Origin of the sequence: Streptomyces tubercidicus (assembly GCF_027497495.1) — a bacterium.
Taxonomy (GTDB): Bacteria; Actinomycetota; Actinomycetes; order Streptomycetales; family Streptomycetaceae; genus Streptomyces; species Streptomyces tubercidicus.
This window is the reverse complement of record NZ_CP114205.1, coordinates 2,149,005-2,170,256: the sequence shown is the minus strand read 5'-3', so window position 1 is coordinate 2,170,256 and position 21,252 is coordinate 2,149,005. Positions and strand designations below refer to the sequence as shown.

Annotated in this window: 13 protein-coding genes, 1 tRNA gene and 3 rRNA genes; 13 read left to right on the top strand and 4 right to left on the bottom strand. The window is 66.3% G+C overall.

Going from position 1 to position 21,252, the window contains the following annotated elements; genetic code table 11:
- Positions 1-2: 2 nt before the first annotated feature.
- The 5 genes from rpsO (at position 3) to STRTU_RS09130 (ending at position 5,441) form a co-directional block, all read left to right on the top strand.
- Entirely contained in the window at positions 3-290 is a 288-nt protein-coding gene (gene rpsO, locus STRTU_RS09150) for a 30S ribosomal protein S15 (RefSeq protein ID WP_006602744.1), read from the top strand.
- Between the two features lie 305 nt (positions 291-595).
- Positions 596-2,815: a polyribonucleotide nucleotidyltransferase gene (locus tag STRTU_RS09145; protein WP_159743083.1), complete on the top strand. Its 2,220-nt coding sequence runs from the start codon at positions 596-598 to the stop codon at positions 2,813-2,815.
- Positions 2,812-4,191, top strand: a complete 1,380-nt coding sequence (locus STRTU_RS09140) for a M16 family metallopeptidase (protein ID WP_159743082.1) — start codon at positions 2,812-2,814, stop codon at positions 4,189-4,191. Before STRTU_RS09145 ends, STRTU_RS09140 begins: the two co-directional genes overlap by 4 nt.
- A 36-nt stretch (positions 4,192-4,227) precedes the next feature.
- On the top strand, positions 4,228-4,980 hold the full coding sequence (gene dapB, locus STRTU_RS09135; protein ID WP_159743081.1) for a 4-hydroxy-tetrahydrodipicolinate reductase: 753 nt from the start codon (positions 4,228-4,230) through the stop codon (positions 4,978-4,980).
- Positions 4,981-4,985: 5 nt separating this feature from the next.
- Positions 4,986-5,441: a tetratricopeptide repeat protein gene (locus STRTU_RS09130; RefSeq protein WP_159743080.1), complete on the top strand. Its 456-nt coding sequence runs from the start codon at positions 4,986-4,988 to the stop codon at positions 5,439-5,441.
- Positions 5,442-5,534: 93 nt separating this feature from the next.
- On the opposite strand, the gene STRTU_RS09125 is transcribed toward STRTU_RS09130, so the two are convergent.
- The gene (locus STRTU_RS09125) at positions 5,535-6,086 is read right to left on the bottom strand and encodes a PH domain-containing protein (protein ID WP_159743079.1); all 552 of its coding nucleotides are present in this window, start codon (positions 6,084-6,086) and stop codon (positions 5,535-5,537) included.
- A 97-nt stretch (positions 6,087-6,183) separates the two neighbouring features.
- Positions 6,184-6,420 carry a hypothetical protein gene (locus STRTU_RS09120; RefSeq protein ID WP_159743078.1) on the bottom strand — a complete coding sequence of 79 codons (237 nt, stop codon included), beginning with the start codon at positions 6,418-6,420 and terminating at the stop codon, positions 6,184-6,186.
- Positions 6,421-6,653: 233 nt separating this feature from the next.
- On the opposite strand from STRTU_RS09120, the gene thyX reads away from it, so the two are divergent.
- The 8 genes from thyX to STRTU_RS09080 all read left to right on the top strand — a co-directional run bounded on the left by thyX (position 6,654) and on the right by STRTU_RS09080 (position 17,085).
- On the top strand, positions 6,654-7,412 hold the full coding sequence (gene thyX / locus STRTU_RS09115) for an FAD-dependent thymidylate synthase (protein ID WP_159743077.1): 759 nt from the start codon (positions 6,654-6,656) through the stop codon (positions 7,410-7,412).
- Positions 7,413-7,609: 197 nt separating this feature from the next.
- Entirely contained in the window at positions 7,610-8,509 is a 900-nt protein-coding gene (gene dapA, locus STRTU_RS09110; protein WP_159743076.1) for a 4-hydroxy-tetrahydrodipicolinate synthase, read from the top strand.
- 114 nt (positions 8,510-8,623) lie between these two features.
- Positions 8,624-10,309, top strand: a complete 1,686-nt coding sequence (locus tag STRTU_RS09105) for a ribonuclease J (protein ID WP_269777344.1) — start codon at positions 8,624-8,626, stop codon at positions 10,307-10,309.
- Positions 10,310-11,012: 703 nt separating this feature from the next.
- A 16S ribosomal RNA gene (locus STRTU_RS09100) occupies positions 11,013-12,541 on the top strand.
- A gap of 301 nt (positions 12,542-12,842) precedes the next feature.
- Positions 12,843-15,962: ribosomal RNA gene (locus STRTU_RS09095) — 23S ribosomal RNA — on the top strand.
- A gap of 75 nt (positions 15,963-16,037) precedes the next feature.
- Positions 16,038-16,154 (top strand): 5S ribosomal RNA (gene rrf, locus STRTU_RS09090).
- Together the 16S, 23S and 5S rRNA genes form the textbook arrangement of a ribosomal RNA operon.
- A gap of 114 nt (positions 16,155-16,268) precedes the next feature.
- Positions 16,269-16,946 carry a DegT/DnrJ/EryC1/StrS family aminotransferase gene (locus STRTU_RS09085; protein WP_159743074.1) on the top strand — a complete coding sequence of 226 codons (678 nt, stop codon included), beginning with the start codon at positions 16,269-16,271 and terminating at the stop codon, positions 16,944-16,946.
- A gap of 63 nt (positions 16,947-17,009) precedes the next feature.
- Positions 17,010-17,085 (top strand) — tRNA-Thr (locus STRTU_RS09080).
- Between the two features lie 69 nt (positions 17,086-17,154).
- On the opposite strand, the gene STRTU_RS09075 is transcribed toward STRTU_RS09080, so the two are convergent.
- Together STRTU_RS09075 and STRTU_RS09070 are read right to left on the bottom strand one after the other, a co-directional pair.
- The gene (locus STRTU_RS09075; RefSeq protein WP_159743073.1) at positions 17,155-18,201 is read right to left on the bottom strand and encodes a YncE family protein; all 1,047 of its coding nucleotides are present in this window, start codon (positions 18,199-18,201) and stop codon (positions 17,155-17,157) included.
- A 144-nt stretch (positions 18,202-18,345) separates the two neighbouring features.
- Positions 18,346-21,015 carry a SpoIIE family protein phosphatase gene (locus tag STRTU_RS09070; protein ID WP_371873576.1) on the bottom strand — a complete coding sequence of 890 codons (2,670 nt, stop codon included), beginning with the start codon at positions 21,013-21,015 and terminating at the stop codon, positions 18,346-18,348.
- Positions 21,016-21,252: the final 237 nt, after the last annotated feature.

Genomic DNA, 21,252 nt, shown 5'->3' with positions numbered 1-21,252 from the left:
GCGTGTCGCTCGACGCCGCTACCAAGAAGCAGATCATGGCCGAGTTCGCCACCAAGGAGGGTGACACCGGTTCCCCCGAGGTTCAGGTCGCGATGCTCTCCCGTCGCATCTCGGACCTGACCGAGCACCTCAAGACCCACAAGCACGACCACCACTCCCGCCGTGGTCTGCTGCTGCTCGTCGGCCAGCGCCGCCGCCTGCTGCAGTACCTGGCGAAGAAGGACATCACGCGCTTCCGTGCGCTGGTCGAGCGCCTGGGCATCCGCCGCGGCGCGGCGGGCGCCAAGTAATCCAGAGGATGCGCCGCAGAGGGAGCGGTTCCCACCGGGGGCCGCTCCCTTCGCCATACGCACCGGACTCCGCCCCGCCGCGAGGTGGACGGAAGCTTTGTAGTCTGGTGCCATATCGCAAAAAGCGAACGCGGTAGGAGCGCCATCTGGCCGCCGGTCCTCGGTAGTGGCCCCCGGATGATCCATGGAGACACTCCATGTGCCTCACTCCGGGTGCTTCGATCGAAGACCGGCCCGTTCCGGCGCTCCACCGAAGACGGTCCCCTGCCACACGGGCAGCGGACACATACGAGGAGATATCCCTGGTGGAGAACGAGACCCACTACGCCGAAGCCGTCATCGACAACGGTTCCTTCGGCACCCGCACCATCCGCTTCGAGACGGGCCGCCTGGCCAAGCAGGCCGCCGGTTCCGCCGTGGCGTACCTGGACGACGACACCATGGTGCTGTCGGCCACCTCCGCTTCCAAGACGCCGAAGGACCAGCTGGACTTCTTCCCGCTGACCGTCGACGTCGAGGAGCGGATGTACGCAGCCGGGAAGATCCCCGGTTCCTTCTTCCGCCGTGAGGGCCGCCCCTCCGAGGACGCGATCCTCACCTGCCGCCTGATCGACCGGCCGCTGCGCCCCTCCTTCAAGAAGGGCCTGCGCAACGAGATCCAGATCGTCGAGACGGTCATGGCGCTCAACCCCGACCACCTCTACGACGTGGTCGCCATCAACGCCGCCTCCTGCTCCACGCAGCTCGCCGGCCTGCCCTTCTCCGGCCCGGTCGGCGGCACCCGCGTCGCCCTGATCAACGGCCAGTGGGTGGCGTTCCCGACCCACACCGAGCTGGAGAACGCCGTCTTCGACATGGTCGTGGCCGGCCGCGTCCTCCCGGACGGCGACGTCGCGATCATGATGGTCGAGGCCGAGGCCACCGAGAAGACCATCCAGCTGGTCAAGGACGGCGCCGAGGCCCCGACCGAAGAGGTCGTCGCCGCCGGTCTGGAAGCCGCCAAGCCCTTCATCAAGGTGCTGTGCAAGGCCCAGTCGGACCTCGCCGCCAAGGCCGCCAAGCCCGTCGGCGAGTTCCCGGTCTTCCTCGACTACCAGGACGACGTCCTGGAGGCGCTCACCGCCGCGGTCAAGGACGAGCTCTCCCAGGCGCTGACCATCGCCGGCAAGCAGGAGCGCGAGACCGAGCTGGACCGCGTCAAGGCCGTCGCCGCCGAGAAGCTGCTCCCGCAGTTCGAGGGCCGCGAGAAGGAGATCTCCGCCGCGTACCGTTCGCTGACCAAGAGCCTGGTCCGCGAGCGCGTCATCAAGGAGAAGAAGCGCATCGACGGCCGCGGCGTCACGGACATCCGTACGCTCGCCGCCGAGGTCGAGGCCATCCCGCGGGTGCACGGTTCCGCCCTGTTCGAGCGTGGCGAGACCCAGATCCTGGGCGTCACCACCCTCAACATGCTCCGCATGGAGCAGCAGCTGGACACCCTCTCCCCGGTGACCCGCAAGCGCTACATGCACAACTACAACTTCCCGCCGTACTCCGTCGGTGAGACCGGCCGCGTGGGCGCCCCCAAGCGCCGCGAGATCGGCCACGGCGCGCTCGCCGAGCGCGCCATCGTGCCGGTGCTGCCGACCCGCGAGGAGTTCCCCTACGCGATCCGCCAGGTCTCCGAGGCGCTGGGCTCCAACGGCTCGACGTCCATGGGCTCGGTCTGCGCCTCGACCATGTCGCTGCTGAACGCCGGTGTGCCCCTCAAGGCCCCGGTCGCCGGTATCGCCATGGGCCTGATCTCCCAGGAGATCGACGGCCAGACCCACTACGTCGCCCTCACCGACATCCTCGGTGCGGAGGACGCCTTCGGTGACATGGACTTCAAGGTCGCCGGCACCAAGCAGTTCGTGACCGCGCTGCAGCTCGACACCAAGCTCGACGGCATCCCCGCCTCGGTCCTGGCCGCCGCGCTGAAGCAGGCCCGTGACGCCCGTCTGCACATCCTGGACGTCATGAACGAGGCCATCGACGTCCCGGACGAGATGTCCCCGAACGCCCCGCGGATCATCACCGTCAAGATCCCGGTGGACAAGATCGGTGAGGTCATCGGCCCCAAGGGCAAGATGATCAACCAGATCCAGGAGGACACCGGCGCCGACATCACGATCGAGGACGACGGCACGATCTACATCGGTGCCGCCGACGGCCCGGCCGCCGAGGCCGCCCGCGCCACGATCAACGGCATCGCCAACCCGACCATGCCGGAGGTCGGCGAGCGCTACCTGGGCACGGTCGTCAAGACCACCACCTTCGGTGCGTTCGTCTCCCTGCTCCCGGGCAAGGACGGCCTGCTCCACATCTCGCAGATCCGCAAGCTCGCCGGTGGCAAGCGCGTGGAGAACGTCGAGGACGTGGTCGCGGTCGGCGCCAAGGTCCAGGTCGAGATCGCCGAGATCGACCAGCGCGGCAAGCTCTCCCTGATCCCCGTGATCGAGGAAGAGGATGCCGCCGGGGACGCGAAGGACGACGCCGCCAAGTGACGTCCCGTACGCACAGGACGACGGCCCGCACCTCCACGGAGGGGCGGGCCGTCGCCCGTACCCAAACGCTTCTCCAGGGCACCGCGGGCGCCGGCACGGTCCGCCGGACCACCCTCCCCGGCGGTCTGCGGATCGTCACCGAGACGCTGCCGACGGTCCGCTCCGTCACCTTCGGGATCTGGGCGAACGTCGGCTCCCGTGACGAGACCCCGTCGCTGAACGGCGCCACGCACTACCTGGAGCATCTCCTCTTCAAGGGCACCGAGCGGCGCAGCGCACTGGACATCTCCGCGGCCGTCGACGCGGTCGGCGGCGAGATGAACGCCTTCACCGCGAAGGAGTACACCTGCTACTACGCGCGGGTGCTGGACACCGATCTGCCGCTCGCCATCGACGTGGTGTGCGACATGCTCACCGGCTCGCTGGTGGAGGCCGAGGACGTGGACGCCGAGCGCGGCGTCATCCTCGAAGAGATCGCGATGACCGAGGACGACCCGGGCGACTGTGTGCACGACCTGTTCGCGCACACCATGCTCGGCGACACCCCGCTCGGCCGCCCGGTCCTGGGCACCGTCGACACCGTCAACGCCCTCACCCCCGAGCGCATCCGCCGCTTCTACAAGAAGCACTACGACCCCACGCACCTCGTCGTCACGGCCGCCGGCAACATCGACCACGCCAAGGTCGTCCGCCTGGTCCGCCGCGCCTTCGAGCAGGCCGGGGCCCTGGACCGGACGGACGCCACCCCGATGGCGCCGCGCTCCGGCACCCGCGCCATCCGCACCGCCGGCCGCGTCGAACTGCTCAACCGCAAGACCGAGCAGGCCCATGTGATCCTCGGGATGCCCGGGATGGCACGCAACGACGACCGGCGCTGGGCGATGGGCGTGCTGAACACCGCCCTGGGCGGCGGGATGAGCTCCCGCCTCTTCCAGGAGATCCGCGAGAAGCGCGGTCTGGCCTACAGCGTGTACTCGTACACCTCGGGCTTCGCCGACTGCGGACTGTTCGGTGTCTACGCCGGCTGCCGCCCGAGCCAGGTGCACGACGTCCTCAAGATCTGCCGCGACGAACTCGACCAGGTGGCGGCGCACGGCCTCACCGACGACGAGATCCACCGCGCGATCGGCCAGCTGCGTGGCTCCACCGTCCTCGGCCTGGAGGACACCGGCGCGCTGATGCACCGCATCGGCAAGAGCGAGCTGTGCTGGGGCGAGCAGATGTCGGTCGACGAGATGCTGACCCGGATCGCGGCCGTCACCCCGGACGAGGTGCGCGAGGTGGCCCGTGACGTACTGGGCAACCGCCCCTCGCTGTCCGTCATCGGCCCCCTGAAGGACCGGCAGGCGGCCCGGCTGGACGACGTCGTCGCATAGGCGCGCCGCGATACACCAAGAGAGAGACGGGAAACGATGAGCAAGCTGCGCGTGGCCGTACTGGGAGCCCAGGGTCGCATCGGCTCCGAGGCCGTACGGGCGGTCGAGGCCGCCGAGGACATGGAGCTGGTCGCCGGGCTCGGCCGGGGCGACAAGCTGGAGACGCTGGTCGAGGCCGGCGCCCAGGTCGTGGTCGAGCTGACCAACCCCGGCGCGGTGATGGGCAACCTCGACTTCTGTGTGCGGCACGGCATTCACGCGGTGGTCGGGACGACCGGCTGGACCGATGAGCGCCTCGCGCAGCTGCGCACCTCGCTCGCCGCCTCGCCGGGGGCGGGCGTGCTCATCGCCCCGAACTTCTCCATCGGCGCGGTGCTGACCATGCGGTTCGCCCAGCAGGCGGCCCGCTTCTTCGAGTCGGCCGAGGTCGTCGAGCTGCACCACCCGAAGAAGGCGGACGCCCCGTCCGGCACCGCCGCCCGCACCGCCCAGCTGATCGCCAAGGCCCGCGCGGAGGCCGGCTGCGCCCCGCAGCCGGACGCCACCAGCACCGCGCTGGACGGCGCCCGCGGCGCGGACGTGGACGGTGTCCCCGTGCACTCCGTACGGCTGCGCGGTCTGCTGGCCCATCAGGAGGTGCTCTTCGGCGGCGAGGGCGAGACGCTCACCATCCGCCATGACTCCCTGCACCACAGCAGCTTCATGCCGGGCATCCTGCTCGGTGTGCGCCGGGTGGTGGACACTCCGGGCCTGACCGTGGGCCTGGAAAACTTCCTCGATCTGGGCTGACGGGTATGGGCGGAAAGATCACGTACTTCTTCCTCGCCACCGTGCTGGTCCTGGTGTTCGGCGTGGTGGCGCTGGAGGGCGTCCTCCTCCTGCTGACCGGCGAGCCGGCCGCCATGGGCATGGGAGCGGTGGCCTTCCTGCTGCCGTGCGTCGGCGGCTGGTTCCTCTGGCACAACACCCGCTTCGCCCGCGACGCCCACCGGCTGTCGCGGGTGCTGGAGGCCGAGGGCGGACTGCCCGCCGACGAGCTTCAGCGCACCCCCGGCGGCCGGATCGACCGGGACGCGGCCGACGCGGTCTTCACCCGGCGGCAGGCCGAGACGGAGGAAGCCCCCGGCGACTGGCGTACGTGGTTCCGCCTCGCAGTGGCCTACCACGACGCCCGGGACACCCCGCGGGCCCGTAAGGCGATGCAGCGCGCGATCGCCCTGCACGACAACAAGCCCGTCCAGCCCGCCTGAGACCTCCCGCGGAGCGGGGCCGGACGGGTCCTGATCCGCGGGGGTTCGCCGCGGTGTCCGGAGGGCACCACGGCGGACAAGGGCCCCCGCGCCTCAGTCGCGGTGCTCGGCCGCCCAGGCTTCCAGTACGTCCGCGGCCCGCTCGAAGGCTTCCGGACGGGACAGAAAGTCCCCGTTGTGGTCGGTGACCAGGGTCCGCAGCGGCTCACCCGTGGTCCGCTCGATGATCAGGGCCTGGCCCTGCACGGTCCGCGGCAGCCCGAGCCAGCGCACCGGCTGCTGGCGAGTGCGCACGGAAGTGACCGAGCTCCAGGGCTCGGTCGCCGTCCGCAGCAGGTTCACCTGCCGCAGACCCCGCGCGCTGACCCACAGGCCGACCCGCAGCAGCCGTACGGCGAGGGCGACCACCAGCGCCCCGACCACCGCACAGACCGCGGCACCGGGCAGCGAACCGGCCATCGCGATGATCATCGCGGAGAGCAGGACGAACGAGGCGAGCAGCAGAAGCACCGCCGCCGCCCCTACCCGCCATGGTCCGGGGCGGTAGGGACGGCGCCAGTGGTCGGGCTCGTCATGCGGGAGTGCGGCGGATTCCGCGGCACCGGTGTCGAGGTCGCGGTCGGCCGTCAGGAAGGGCAGGGGCACGGCTGATCCTCACTCATGGGCACGCTGATGCTGTGACCCGTGAGGTTATCGGGACCGGCGGAGCGGAACCACTTCCCGGCACGCCCCGCCGACCCGATCAGCGATGCGCCTCGGACTGATGCACCCGGCTCGGCCCGGAACTGTCCTGCTGCAGGGCAGGAATGCCGAACACCAGGGAGCCGGCCAGGCCGCCCATGACTGTCAGCATGATGAGAGACTGGCCGAGGCGCTGCGAGCGGGAAGCGCGCTGACGCGGCGGGGGAGTGACGTTGCTGCGGAACCGGTCTGCCTCGGCAACGAAGGCGAACGGGACGGGCTCTCGCCGGCGGAACATGAGCGGGCTCTCCTAGGAACCTCGAAGGTGGGCACTTTCACAGGGATAGACGTCTGAGGCGTCCGGTTGGTGCCCGTTTTCAGAGACTTCTGTGAAAAATATCAACTGCCGCTCCGCAGGCTGCTACAGAGCGCCCGTTTTGCGGCTAACGCGGCATCACGTCGTATTTCCCGGGCTGTCAGTGGCGGGTCGTAGGCTGGTCGCGCACGAGGAACGAATGGAAGGAACCGCCGGTGTCCCAGACCCCCGCCGAGAGCACTGAGAGCCCCGACAGTGCAGCCGTCAGCTTCCGGAGCGAGGTGACGGTCGAGCTGGTCAAGCACAGCGCCGCGGACAGCGATGTGCTCTGGGCGGCCCGTGTCTCCACGGCCGGTGAGCAGTCCCTTGAGGAGCTCCAGAAGGACCCGGAGCGCTCCAAGGGCCTGATCAACTACCTGATGCGGGACCGGCACGGCAGCCCCTTCGAGCACAACTCCATGACGTTCTTCATCAGCGCGCCGATCTTCGTCTTCCGCGAGTTCATGCGGCACCGCGTCGGCTGGTCGTACAACGAGGAATCCGGCCGCTACCGCCAGCTGGAGCCGGTCTTCTACGTCCCGGGTGAGTCCCGCAAGCTCGTCCAGCAGGGCCGCCCCGGCAAGTACGAATTCGTCGAGGGCACCCCCGAGCAGTACAAGCTCACCAGCGGCGTCATGGAGGACTCGTACCGCCGGGCCTATGAGGCGTATGAGGAGATGCTCGCCGCCGGTGTCGCCCGCGAGGTCGCCCGCGCGGTGCTCCCCGTCGGCCTGTTCTCCTCGATGTACGCGACCTGCAATGCCCGCTCGCTGATGCACTTCCTCGGCCTGCGGACGCAGCACGAGCAGGCGAAGGTCCCGTCCTTCCCTCAGCGCGAGATCGAAATGGTCGGCGAGCAGATGGAGGCCCACTGGGCCGGGCTCATGCCGCTCACGTACGGCGCATTCAATGCGAACGGCCGGATCGCCCCCTAAGGCCCAGGCCGCAGGCCGATTACCGGAGCGCGCAGGACAGACGTGCGAAGTGTCCGGATTGCGGCATTTTGAGAAGTTCATCTACGCTGAACAGACGGACCCGGCACTGCTTGAACCCCCGAGCAGGCAGTGCCGGTGTCCACATCCCTGCTCCCCAGAGGCGCATCCCGCGGTGAGCTACGAGTAGCGTGGGACCCATGGCTCCGACTTCCACACCGCAGACCCCCTTCGGGCGGGTGCTGACCGCCATGGTCACGCCATTCACGGCGGATGGCGCTCTCGATCTCGACGGCGCGCAGCGTCTCGCTGCCCATCTGGTGGACGCCGGCAACGACGGCCTCGTCGTCAACGGCACCACCGGAGAATCCCCGACCACCAGCGATGCGGAAAAAGCGCAGCTGGTCCGCGCCGTGGTCGATGCGGTGGGCGATCGGGCCTTTGTGGTCGCCGGAGCCGGCACCAACGACACCCGCCACAGCCTTGAGCTGGCCCGCGCCGCCCAGGACGCCGGAGCCCATGGCCTGCTCGCGGTGACGCCGTACTACAGCAAGCCCCCGCAGGAGGGTCTGCTCCGCCACTTCACGGCCATCGCGGACGCCACCGAGCTGCCGGTGATGCTCTACGACATCCCGGGCCGCAGCGGTGTCCCGATCAACACCGAGACCATCGTCCGGCTCGCCGAACACCCCCGGATCGTCGCCAACAAGGACGCCAAGGGCGACCTCGGCCGCGCCAGCTGGGCCATCGCCCGCTCCGGCCTGGCCTGGTACAGCGGCGATGACATGCTGAACCTCCCGCTCCTCTCGGTCGGCGCCGTCGGTTTCGTCTCCGTGGTCGGCCATATCGTGACCCCCGAGCTGCGCGCCCTCCTGGACGCCCACCTCAACGGCGATGTCACCAAGGCCACCGAGATCCACCAGAAGCTGCTGCCCGTCTTCACCGGCATGTTCCGCACCCAGGGCGTCATCACGACCAAGGCGGCGCTCGGCCTCCAGGGGCTGCCGGCCGGTCCGCTGCGGCTGCCGCTCGTGGAGCTCTCCCCCGAGGAGACCGAGCAGCTGACGCGCGATCTCGCCGCCGGCGGGGTACAGCTCTGATCACAGACTTCATAACTGAATACGGACCAACAACCGCCTTATAGCAAGTGCACGAATGTCATGCGCGCCACGTGCCCTCGACGGCAGCGTGGCGCGTGTGGTGAGGAGAGTCTTTTGAGTCATCCGCATCCTGAGCTCGGCGCCCCGCCGAAGCTTCCCAAGGGTGGCCTGCGCGTCACCCCCCTCGGCGGCCTGGGTGAAATCGGCCGCAACATGACGGTCTTCGAATACGGCGGCCGACTGCTGATCGTCGACTGCGGAGTGCTTTTCCCCGAGGAGGAGCAGCCCGGAATCGACCTGATCCTCCCGGACTTCGCGTCCATCAGGGACCGCCTCGACGACATCGACGGCATCGTGCTCACGCACGGCCACGAGGACCACATCGGTGGCGTCCCCTACCTCCTGCGCGAGAAGCCGGACATCCCGCTCATCGGCTCCAAGCTGACCCTCGCCCTCATCGAGGCCAAGCTCCAGGAGCACCGCATCCGCCCCTACACCCTTGAGGTCAAGGAGGGGCACACCGAGCGGATCGGCTCGTTCGACTGCGAGTTCGTCGCGGTCAACCACTCGATCCCGGACGCCCTGGCCGTCGCGATCCGCACCCCCGCGGGCATGGTCGTGCACACCGGCGACTTCAAGATGGACCAGCTCCCGCTGGACCGCCGCCTGACCGACCTCCCCGCCTTCGCGCGACTCGGCGAGGAAGGCATCGACCTTCTCCTCTCCGACTCCACGAACGCCGAGGTCCCGGGCTTCGTCCCGCCCGAGCGGGACATCTCCAACGTCCTGCGCACGGTGTTCGCCAATGCCCAGAAGCGCATCATCGTCGCCAGCTTCGCCAGCCATGTGCACCGCATCCAGCAGATCCTCGATGCGGCCCATGAGTACGGCCGCCGGGTCGCCTTCGTCGGCCGCTCGATGGTCCGCAACATGGGCATCGCCCGCGAGCTGGGCTATCTGAAGGTCCCCGCCGGCCTGGTCGTCGACGTCAAGACGCTCGACGATCTCCCCGACGACGAGGTCGTGCTGGTCTGCACGGGTTCCCAGGGTGAGCCGATGGCCGCCCTCTCCCGGATGGCCAACCGCGACCACCAGATCCGGATCGTCCAGGGCGACACGGTGATCCTGGCCTCGTCCCTCATCCCGGGCAACGAGAACGCGGTCTACCGCGTGATCAACGGCCTCACCCGCTGGGGCGCGGACGTGGTCCACAAGGGCAACGCCAAGGTCCATGTCTCGGGCCACGCCTCGGCCGGCGAGCTGCTGTACTTCTACAACATCTGCAAGCCGAAGAACCTCATGCCGGTGCACGGCGAATGGCGCCATCTGCGGGCCAACGCCGAGCTGGGCGCGCTGACCGGCGTCCCGAAGGACCGGATCGTCATCGCTGAGGACGGCGTGGTGGTCGACCTGGTCAACGGCGTCGCCAAGATCGTCGGCAAGGTCCAGGCCGGCTATGTCTACGTCGACGGCCTCTCGGTCGGCGATGTCACCGAGGCTCACCTCAAGGACCGCCGGATCCTCGGCGACGAGGGCATCATCTCGGTCTATGTGGTCGTGGACAGCACCACCGGCAAGATCGTCGGCGGCCCGGACATCCACGCCCGTGGCTCGGGCATCGACGACGCCGCGTTCTCCGGTGTGATGCCCAAGATCGACGAGGCCCTGTCCAAGTCGGCACAGGACGGCATCACCGAGCCCCACCAGCTCCAGCAGCTGGTCCGCCGCACGGTCGGCAAGTGGGTGTCGGACAACTACCGCCGCCGCCCGATGATCCTCCCCGTGGTCGTCGAGGTCTGACGGACAGAGCCATACGAACGTACGCAAGTGGGAGCGGGGCGCCCGGATTTGCATCCGGGCGCCCCGCTCCAGTACGTTTACGGCTCCGCCTGAACGGGAAGCGCCGCGCGCCATGCGTACGGAGTTCCCCGCGAAGCCGGGCGGAATTCCGACCCAGAGCAATCTGATAAAGTCGGATCAGCCGAAAGGCACCCCCCTCCGACGGGAAATCGGAACGAATTCGAACCGGAAACGGAACGAAATCGGATCTGCTAAAGTCGGAAAGGCCGAAAAGCGAAAGCGAAGCGGCCGACCCCGCTCCAACAGGGGGCCAGAGACGGAAACGGATCTGGTAAGGTTGGAACCGCGAAGAAGCCGGAAGGTGGAAACGCACCGGCGAAAATCGGAACCGCAAGGATCTGATAGAGTCGGAAACGCAAGACCGAAGGGAAGCGCCCGGAGAGCCCGGTACTGAGTCAATCAGAACCGATAAGGCACAAAGGAAGCGTCCGTTCCTTGAGAACTCAACAGCGTGCCAAAAGTCAACGCCAGATATGTTGATACCCCGTCGACCGGAAACATCCGGGAGATGAGGTTCCTTTGAAAGTCCTGCCGACACCATGTGTGACGGTAGGCAATACACAGCGAGGACGCTGTGAACGACCGGGCCTATTCCGCCTGGTTGTTCCGCTCAACGCGAGTGTCACCCGATTACGGGTAAACATTCACGGAGAGTTTGATCCTGGCTCAGGACGAACGCTGGCGGCGTGCTTAACACATGCAAGTCGAACGATGAACCTCCTTCGGGAGGGGATTAGTGGCGAACGGGTGAGTAACACGTGGGCAATCTGCCCTTCACTCTGGGACAAGCCCTGGAAACGGGGTCTAATACCGGATACGACTACCGACCGCATGGTCTGGTGGTGGAAAGCTCCGGCGGTGAAGGATGAGCCCGCGGCCTATCAGCTTGTTGGTGGGGTGATGGCCTACCAAGGCGACGACGGGTAGCCGGCCTGAGAGGGCGACCGGCCACACTGGGACTGAGACACGGCCCAGACTCCTACGGGAGGCAGCAGTGGGGAATATTGCACAATGGGCGAAAGCCTGATGCAGCGACGCCGCGTGAGGGATGACGGCCTTCGGGTTGTAAACCTCTTTCAGCAGGGAAGAAGCGAGAGTGACGGTACCTGCAGAAGAAGCGCCGGCTAACTACGTGCCAGCAGCCGCGGTAATACGTAGGGCGCAAGCGTTGTCCGGAATTATTGGGCGTAAAGAGCTCGTAGGCGGCTTGTCACGTCGGATGTGAAAGCCCGGGGCTTAACCCCGGGTCTGCATTCGATACGGGCAGGCTAGAGTTCGGTAGGGGAGATCGGAATTCCTGGTGTAGCGGTGAAATGCGCAGATATCAGGAGGAACACCGGTGGCGAAGGCGGATCTCTGGGCCGATACTGACGCTGAGGAGCGAAAGCGTGGGGAGCGAACAGGATTAGATACCCTGGTAGTCCACGCCGTAAACGTTGGGAACTAGGTGTGGGCGACATTCCACGTCGTCCGTGCCGCAGCTAACGCATTAAGTTCCCCGCCTGGGGAGTACGGCCGCAAGGCTAAAACTCAAAGGAATTGACGGGGGCCCGCACAAGCAGCGGAGCATGTGGCTTAATTCGACGCAACGCGAAGAACCTTACCAAGGCTTGACATACACCGGAAAACCCTGGAGACAGGGTCCCCCTTGTGGTCGGTGTACAGGTGGTGCATGGCTGTCGTCAGCTCGTGTCGTGAGATGTTGGGTTAAGTCCCGCAACGAGCGCAACCCTTGTTCTGTGTTGCCAGCATGCCCTTCGGGGTGATGGGGACTCACAGGAGACTGCCGGGGTCAACTCGGAGGAAGGTGGGGACGACGTCAAGTCATCATGCCCCTTATGTCTTGGGCTGCACACGTGCTACAATGGCCGGTACAATGAGCTGCGATACCGCGAGGTGGAGCGAATCTCAAAAAGCCGGTCTCAGTTCGGATTGGGGTCTGCAACTCGACCCCATGAAGTCGGAGTTGCTAGTAATCGCAGATCAGCATTGCTGCGGTGAATACGTTCCCGGGCCTTGTACACACCGCCCGTCACGTCACGAAAGTCGGTAACACCCGAAGCCGGTGGCCCAACCCCTTGTGGGAGGGAATCGTCGAAGGTGGGACTGGCGATTGGGACGAAGTCGTAACAAGGTAGCCGTACCGGAAGGTGCGGCTGGATCACCTCCTTTCTAAGGAGCACTTCTTACCAACTTCGGTTGGTCAGAGGCCAGTACATCAGCGAATGTCTGATGCTGGTTGCTCATGGGTGGAACGTTGACTATTCGGCGCACTTGATTGGTTGTCACTAGTACTGCTTCGGCGTGGAACGTGGTGATGGATCGAGTGGGCCGGGCACGTTGTTGGGTATCTGAGGGTACGGACATGAGTCTGGACCTTCGCGATGCCGGCCCCAGTGAACTCAGCCTTCGGGTTGGGGTGGTGGGTGGCTGGTCGTTGCTTGAGAACTGCACAGTGGACGCGAGCATCTGTGGCCAAGTTTTTAAGGGCGCACGGTGGATGCCTTGGCACCAGGAACCGATGAAGGACGTGGGAGGCCACGATAGGCCCCGGGGAGCTGTCAACCGAGCTTTGATCCGGGGGTGTCCGAATGGGGAAACCCGGCAGTCGTCATGGGCTGTCACCCGCTGCTGAACACATAGGCAGTGTGGAGGGAACGCGGGGAAGTGAAACATCTCAGTACCCGCAGGAAGAGAAAACAACCGTGATTCCGGGAGTAGTGGCGAGCGAAACCGGATGAGGCCAAACCAGTCACGTGTGATACCCGGCAGGGGTTGCGTGGTTGGGGTTGTGGGAGTTCTCTTTCACAGTCTGCCGGCTGTGAGGCAAGTCAGAAACCGTTGATGTAGGCGAAGGACATGCGAAAGGTCCGGCGTAGAGGGTAAGACCCCCGTAGCTGAAACATCAGCGGCTTGCTTGAGAATCACCCAAGTAGCACGGGGCCCGAGAAATCCCGTGTGAATCTGGCGGGACCACCCGTTAAGCCTAAATATTCCCTGGTGACCGATAGCGGATAGTACCGTGAGGGAATGGTGAAAAGTACCGCGGGAGCGGAGTGAAATAGTACCTGAAACCGTGTGCCTACAAGCCGTGGGAGCGTCGCACAAGGACTTGTCCTTGTGTCGTGACTGCGTGCCTTTTGAAGAATGAGCCTGCGAGTTTGCGGTATGTTGCGAGGTTAACCCGTGTGGGGAAGCCGTAGCGAAAGCGAGTCCGAAGAGGGCGTTGAGTAGCGTGCCCAAGACCCGAAGCGGAGTGATCTAGCCATGGGCAGGTTGAAGCGGAGGTAAGACTTCGTGGAGGACCGAACCCACCAGGGTTGAAAACCTGGGGGATGACCTGTGGTTAGGGGTGAAAGGCCAATCAAACTCCGTGATAGCTGGTTCTCCCCGAAATGCATTTAGGTGCAGCGTCGTGTGTTTCTTGCCGGAGGTAGAGCACTGGATAGGCGATGGGCCCTACCGGGTTACTGACCTTAGCCAAACTCCGAATGCCGGTAAGTGAGAGCGCGGCAGTGAGACTGTGGGGGATAAGCTCCATGGTCGAGAGGGAAACAGCCCAGAGCATCGACTAAGGCCCCTAAGCGTGTGCTAAGTGGGAAAGGATGTGGAGTCGCAGAGACAACCAGGAGGTTGGCTTAGAAGCAGCCATCCTTGAAAGAGTGCGTAATAGCTCACTGGTCAAGTGATTCCGCGCCGACAATGTAGCGGGGCTCAAGCACACCGCCGAAGTCGTGTCATTGCCACAACAGCCCTAACGGGTGTGGTGATGGGTAGGGGAGCGTCGTGTGCCGGGTGAAGCAGCCGTGGAAACGAGTTGTGGACGGTTCACGAGTGAGAATGCAGGCATGAGTAGCGATACACACGTGGGAAACGTGTGCGCCGATTGACTAAGGGTTCCTGGGTCAAGCTGATCTGCCCAGGGTAAGTCGGGACCTAAGGCGAGGCCGACAGGCGTAGTCGATGGACAACCGGTTGATATTCCGGTACCCGCTTTGAAGCGCCAAACATCGAGCCCATTAATGCTAAGGCCGTGAAGCCGCCCTGATCTCTTCGGAGTTGAGGGGAGTGGTGGAGCCGCTGACCCAAGGTGGTAGTAGGTGAGTGATGGGGTGACGCAGGAAGGTAGTCCAGCCCGGGCGGTGGTTGTCCCGGGGTAAGGGTGTAGCCCGTCATCTAGGCAAATCCGGATGACATGTGGGTGAGACCTGATGCCGAGCCGATTGTGGTGAAGTGGATGATCCTATGCTGTCGAGAAAAGCCTCTAGCGAGTTTCATGGCGGCCCGTACCCTAAACCGACTCAGGTGGTCAGGTAGAGAATACCGAGGCGTTCGGGTGAACTATGGTTAAGGAACTCGGCAAAATGCCCCCGTAACTTCGGGAGAAGGGGGGCCATTGCTGGTGATCACTCTTGCAGTGTGAGCTGGTGGTGGCCGCAGAGACCAGCGAGAAGCGACTGTTTACTAAAAACACAGGTCCGTGCGAAGCCGTAAGGCGATGTATACGGACTGACGCCTGCCCGGTGCTGGAACGTTAAGGGGACCGGTTAGTCATGATTCGTCATGGCGAAGCTGAGAACTTAAGCGCCAGTAAACGGCGGTGGTAACTATAACCATCCTAAGGTAGCGAAATTCCTTGTCGGGTAAGTTCCGACCTGCACGAATGGCGTAACGACTTCTCGACTGTCTCAACCATAGGCCCGGTGAAATTGCATTACGAGTAAAGATGCTCGTTTCGCGCAGCAGGACGGAAAGACCCCGGGACCTTTACTATAGCTTGATATTGGTGTTCGGTTCGGCTTGTGTAGGATAGGTGGGAGACTTTGAAGCAGCCACGCCAGTGGTTGTGGAGTCATTGTTGAAATACCACTCTGGTCGTGCTGGATGTCTAACCTGGGTCCGTGATCCGGATCAGGGACAGTGTCTGGTGGGTAGTTTAACTGGGGCGGTTGCCTCCTAAAGGGTAACGGAGGCGCCCAAAGGTTCCCTCAGCCTGGTTGGCAATCAGGTGTTGAGTGTAAGTGCACAAGGGAGCTTGACTGTGAGACTGACGGGTCGAGCAGGTACGAAAGTAGGGACTAGTGATCCGGCGGTGGCTTGTGGAAGCGCCGTCGCTCAACGGATAAAAGGTACCCCGGGGATAACAGGCTGATCTTCCCCAAGAGTCCATATCGACGGGATGGTTTGGCACCTCGATGTCGGCTCGTCGCATCCTGGGGCTGGAGTCGGTCCCAAGGGTTGGGCTGTTCGCCCATTAAAGCGGTACGCGAGCTGGGTTTAGAACGTCGTGAGACAGTTCGGTCCCTATCCGCTGTGCGCGTAGGAGTCTTGAGAAGGGCTGTCCCTAGTACGAGAGGACCGGGACGGACGAACCTCTGGTGTGCCAGTTGTCCTGCCAAGGGCATGGCTGGTTGGCTACGTTCGGAAAGGATAACCGCTGAAAGCATCTAAGCGGGAAGCCTGCTTCGAGATGAGGGCTCCCACCAACTTGATTGGTTAAGGCTCCCAGTAGACGACTGGGTTGATAGGCCAGATATGGAAGCCCGGTAACGGGTGGAGTTGACTGGTACTAATAGGCCGAGGGCTTGTCCTCAGTTGCTCGCGTCCACTGTGTAGGTTCTGAAGTAACGACCTGTGTCAATGTCCGGGTTGGTTAACTTCATAGTGTTTCGGTGGTCATTGCGTTAGGGAAACGCCCGGTTACATTCCGAACCCGGAAGCTAAGCCTTTCAGCGCCGATGGTACTGCAGGGGGGACCCTGTGGGAGAGTAGGACGCCGCCGAACAATTTTTCAGCTCCGGTCCCTGAACCTCTGGTTCAGGGACCGGAGCTTTTTTGTTCTGTCCCCCGGGTGATGGGCGTAACTCGAAGTTCATCTCAGCTGGCCAGGATCCGTGTCATGCGGACAGTAGGAACGCTCAGGTCAGCCGGTGTGCGTGCGGGTGACGAGGTGGTGGTGCCGGCGTATGGCAGCGCCGATGTGGCCCGCGCCGTCGTCGAGTTGGGCGCGGTGCCGGTGTTCGCCGATGTGGACGGCGACAGCTACTGCCTCGATCCGGCCGCGGTGGCGGACGTGGTGACGAGTCAGACCGCCGCCGTGGTGGCGGTCAATCGCTTCGGGCGGCCGGCGGACGCCGGCTGGATCCGCGAAGTGGGCCAGCGGCACGGCCTGCTGGTGCTGCTGGAGGACGAGCCGGGAGCCGACCCCGAGGGCGCGGAGCTGCGTCGGGCGCATGCGGCGTATCTGGACGGCAGGCTCAACGGGGTCCGGACGCCGACGCCGGCGGTGGGACACACCTATGAGCAGTATGTGGTGCGGGTGCCGGGTAATGGGCGGCCGGACCGGGACGCGTTCGCGCGGACGTTGCGGGCCAAGGGTGTGCCATGCAGCGTGCCCGTACTGGCTCCGGTGTACCGGATGCCGGGGCTGCGGCGTGATGTGTTTCTGCCGCAGACCGAGCGGGCGGTGGACGAGACGCTGGCGCTGCCCGTGCATGCGGGGATGACGCGGCGTGAGCTGCACAAGATGGTCGGTGCCTGCAACGCGCTCGGTGGATTGCTGCAGCCGGCCTTTTGAGCACGTGACGCCGGGCGATTCGAACCTGCCGCCGAGTTGGGGTAATATCTATTCCGCTGCCGCGCCCCAATAGCTCAGTCGGCAGAGCGTCTCCATGGTAAGGAGAAGGTCTACGGTTCGATTCCGTATTGGGGCTCCAAATGGGCAAAGGCCCCCGCCACTTGGCGGGGGCCTTTCTCGTATCGGGACGCGGTCTGCAGCGTGTGTGTCAGTTTTGCGGGGCTTCGATATAGGCGAGCCCGTGGGCGCCGGAAATGTCGGTGCGGTCGACTTCCAGGGTGGCGAGCAGGCTCAGGGTGGTGAGGTCGACGACGGTGACGGTGCTGGAGAGATTTCCGGAGACATAGCCGAGGCGGCCGTCGGGGGAAGAGGTGATGGTCAGGGGGAGCCGGCCGACCTCGACCTCGCCCAGGGGGGTGAGGGTGTCGGCGGCGAAGACGGTCAGGATTCCCGGGAGTTGGCTGCCGACCGGGCCGCCGGGTGTGGTGTCCGTGCGCGGTTCCCCGGCCAGCAGCAGGCCCGTGGAGGTGGCGTGGACCGGTATGACCTGTCCCTTGGTGGGGAGGGTGCGGACGATCTCGTGGGTGGTGGTGTCGATGACACGGATGCCCGTCGGTGCCGAGGGCGGGGCGGCGAAGTCGGCCTTGGGAGCGGCCACATAGGCATGGCGTCCGTCAGGGGCGACGGCGAGGTCTTCGCTGCCGGGGACCGGGATGCGGCCGGTGCAGGTGCCGCGGTCGAGGTCGACGACGGAGACGAACGGGGCTTCCTTGTTGGTGGCGTAGCCGTGCCGTCCGTCGGGGGTGAGGGCGAACCAGTGCGGGCCGGGAGCCATCGTGGAGATCCGGCCGAGGCGGGCGTGGGTGCGGGTGTCCAGGACCAGGATGCCGCCTGGCTCGGTGTCGGTGGCCTCGACGGTGACGTACAGGCGGCCGCGGGTGCGGTCCAGGGCCAGGCCGTGCGGGGCGTGGTCGGGGCTGGTGTCGAGGGTGTCGACGATGGTGCGGGTGTCGACGTCGATGACGGTGATCTGGTGGGCCCGGCCGCCGTGGGCCTGGTAGTAGCCGGAGTGGTAGGTGCTGGCGCAGTACAGCAGCCGGTGGTCCGGGTCGTAGCAGAGCTCGTGCGGCTGCGGCGGGACGTTCAGCACATCGAGGCGCTCGTGGGTGGCGGCGTCGAAGAAGGTGACGGTGGGTCCGGTCTGGCTGACGACGGCGAGCAGGTCACCGGGAGAGCCGGCGGGGGTGGAAGTCATGCTCCGTATCGTGGGCGGCCGTTGGGGATGACTCCAGTGCACGTTTGGCAAGGGTGTCCTGCACCGTACGCAAGGGTGCAGGTGGTGACAGGAGCAGCGGCCGGTCGGCTGTGAGCTGGTTCACACGGGCCGCTGCCCCTGGGGTCAGCTGGTCTGGAACTCGGGGACGCGCATGGCGAGGATGGCCATGTCGTCGGAGGCGGGTTCGGCGGCGAAGCGTTCCACGGCGCGCAGCACGCGGGCGGCGACGGCGCCGGCGGTCAGTCCCGTACAGGTCGTCAGGACGTCGGTGAGGCCGTCGTCGCCGAGCATGCGGGTGCCCTCGCGGCGTTCGGTGACGCCGTCGGTGACGCACAGCAGGACATCACCGGGATCGAGGGTGACGGTCTGTTCGTAGAGTTCCAGGTCGTCCATGACGCCGAGGAGCGGCTGGGGTTCGGCGGCCGGTTCGACCGTGCCGTCCTGGCGCAGCCGGAGCGGCAGGGGATGGCCGGCGCAGACGACCTTGAGGAGGGCGCTGCCGTCGTCCTGCGGCCACAGCTCGCCGTACAGGAGCGTCAGAAAGCGGCTGCGGGCGCCCTCGTCGAGGATGGCGGCGTTCAGGCGCTCCAGGACGGCCGGGCCGCCGAAGCCCTCACGGGCGAGGAGGCGGAGGGCGTGCCGGGCCAGGCCCGTGACGGCGGCGGCCTCCGGGCCCGTACCGCAGACGTCGCCGATGGCGAAGCCGTACGCGCCGTCGCGGATGGGGAAGACGTCGTAGAAGTCGCCGCCGACCTCGTTGCCCTCGCCGGCCGCGCGGTAGATGACCTCGACCTCGACGCCGGGGATGTGCGGCTCCTCCGGGGGCAGCAGGCTGCGCTGGAGGGACTGGCTGATGGCCGTGCGCTCGGAGTAGAGACGGGCGTTGTCCAGGGCGAGTGCGGCCCGGCGGGAGAGGTCCTCGGCCAGTTCCAGGATCTCCTGGCGGAAGTGCTCCTCGGTGGGCTTGCCCAGGGTGAGCATGCCGATGACGCGGTTGCGGGCGACGAGGGGGAGCACGACGGTCTCGCCGCCTACGGCGGAGGCGGTGGCAAGTGTGGTGCCCGGACCGGTGGACGGGCGGGCGGAGTTGCCCAGGCCGAGGGTGCGCATCGAGGTGCGCAGCGCGGCGTCGTGCGCGGCGTCGCTGGGTGCGGTCCAGACCCGGGCGCCGGGGGTGGGCACCGGCTCGGGCGGATCGACCTTCATCAGCAGGGTCTTGAGGCCGTCGATACGGTCCTCGTCCTCGTGCAGGACGTAGGAGAGTTCGGGCTCGGAGGTCTGGTCGGCGACGGTGTAGACGGCGCACCACGTGGCGAGGGTGGGGACCGTCATCTGGGCCATCAGGGCCAGGGTCTGGTCGCGGTCGAGGGTGCCGGCCAGGAGGTCGGAGGCCTCGACGAGGAAGGAGAGGGAGCCGCGGCGCAGCTTCTCCAGCTCGGTGAGGCGGGCGCGTTCGACGGCGAGGGCGATGCGGTCGGCGGCGAACTGGAGCCGTAGCGCCTGCTCGTTCGTGTAGCGGCCCGCGCCCTCCGCGGCGACGCCGAGGGAGCCGGTCAGCCGGCCCTCCACCTTGAGCGGGACGGTGACGACGGAGCGCATGCCCGTGCCGCTGAGGAGGGGTACGGCGCCGGGGACGGCGGTGAGGTCCTCGTGGACGGCGGGCATCCGGGCGGAGCCGTAGCGTCCGGATCCGGCTTCGACGGGGACGCGGGCGAACCGCTGGCGGGCGGAGGGCAGGCCCGTGGAGGCGCGGACCTCCAGTTCGGTCTCGTCGTCGGTGGCCAGGAGGAGGTAGGCGGCGTCGCCGTCGAGCATGTCGCGGGCGCGTTCGACGGTGCGCTGGAGCAGGCCGTCGAGGTCGTCCGGCGCCGGGGAGCCGATGAAGACCTCGAACGGGTCGGAGGGGCGTCCCTCCGCCTGGGCGGCCTGGGAGGCGGCGTCCGGGGCGGGGGTGCGCTGCGGGCTCTGCAGGATCGCGCGTTCGTGGTCGCGTACCAGGAGGCAGACCGTGGAGGCCTCGCCGTCGGCGTCGCGGACGCGCAGGTGGGAGGCGTAGACGGGGACGACCCGGCCGTCGGCGCCCCTTATGCCGTAGGAGCCCTCCCAGCGGGAGAGCTGGAGCGCCTCGGCGATGCCGGTGCCGGTGCCGGGGGTGTGCGGCCAGGCGGCGAAGTCGGTGAGCGGTTTGCCGATGACCTGCTCGGGGTCGTAGGCGAAGAGGTCCTGGGCGTCCTCGTTCCAGAAGCTGATGCAGCCGCCGCGGTCGATCTGGATCACGGCGACGCGGACCCGGGCGTCGGTGACCGGGAGAGCGTCGACGGGCAGCGCGGGGCCGGCGGAGCGGGTGCCGGCCGGGCGCTCGGGGAGGTCGAGCTGGAACCACACGTGTTTTTGCGCTGCGGTGTACTCGACGCCCCAGCGGGTGGCCAGCGCGCCGCACAGCAGCAGGCCGCGGCCGCCCTCGCGGTCGGGGTGGACGACGACCTGGCCGGCGTTCTGGAGCGGGATCTCCCGTTCGGGGTAGCGGTCGGCGACGGAGATCCGTACTCCGCCGTCATTGCGCAGACACAGCACATCGGCGGCGGTGCCGGCGTGCACCACGGCGTTGGTGACCAGTTCACTGGTCAGGACGACGGCGTCGTCGACGATGTCGGCGCAGCCCCAGCCCTGGAGGGTGTCGCGGACGAACGCACGGGCAGTGGCGACGGAGCGCCCGACCGGCTCGAAGGTTGCGGCGGCCCGCGCGGTGATCACTGGTCTCCTCATGCGTGTGTCGGTGATCTGCTCCCCCATGGTCGCGGCGCCCCTCCGAATACCTGTTGTGCTCGTCCCGCCGCCCGTGCTCCATGGCCGGGGCGGTGGACAGCCGTATGCCAGGTTACTTACCTTCGCCGCACCCAAGGATGCCGGTCACGTGTGTTTCCGCCCCAATCGTGCACCGGGACGGTGTGCGATGCTGCCGAACTGTTATGGCCTGGTTGAGCCATGGTGAAACACTGGGCAAGTATCAAGAGAAAGCCCGGGTAGAAC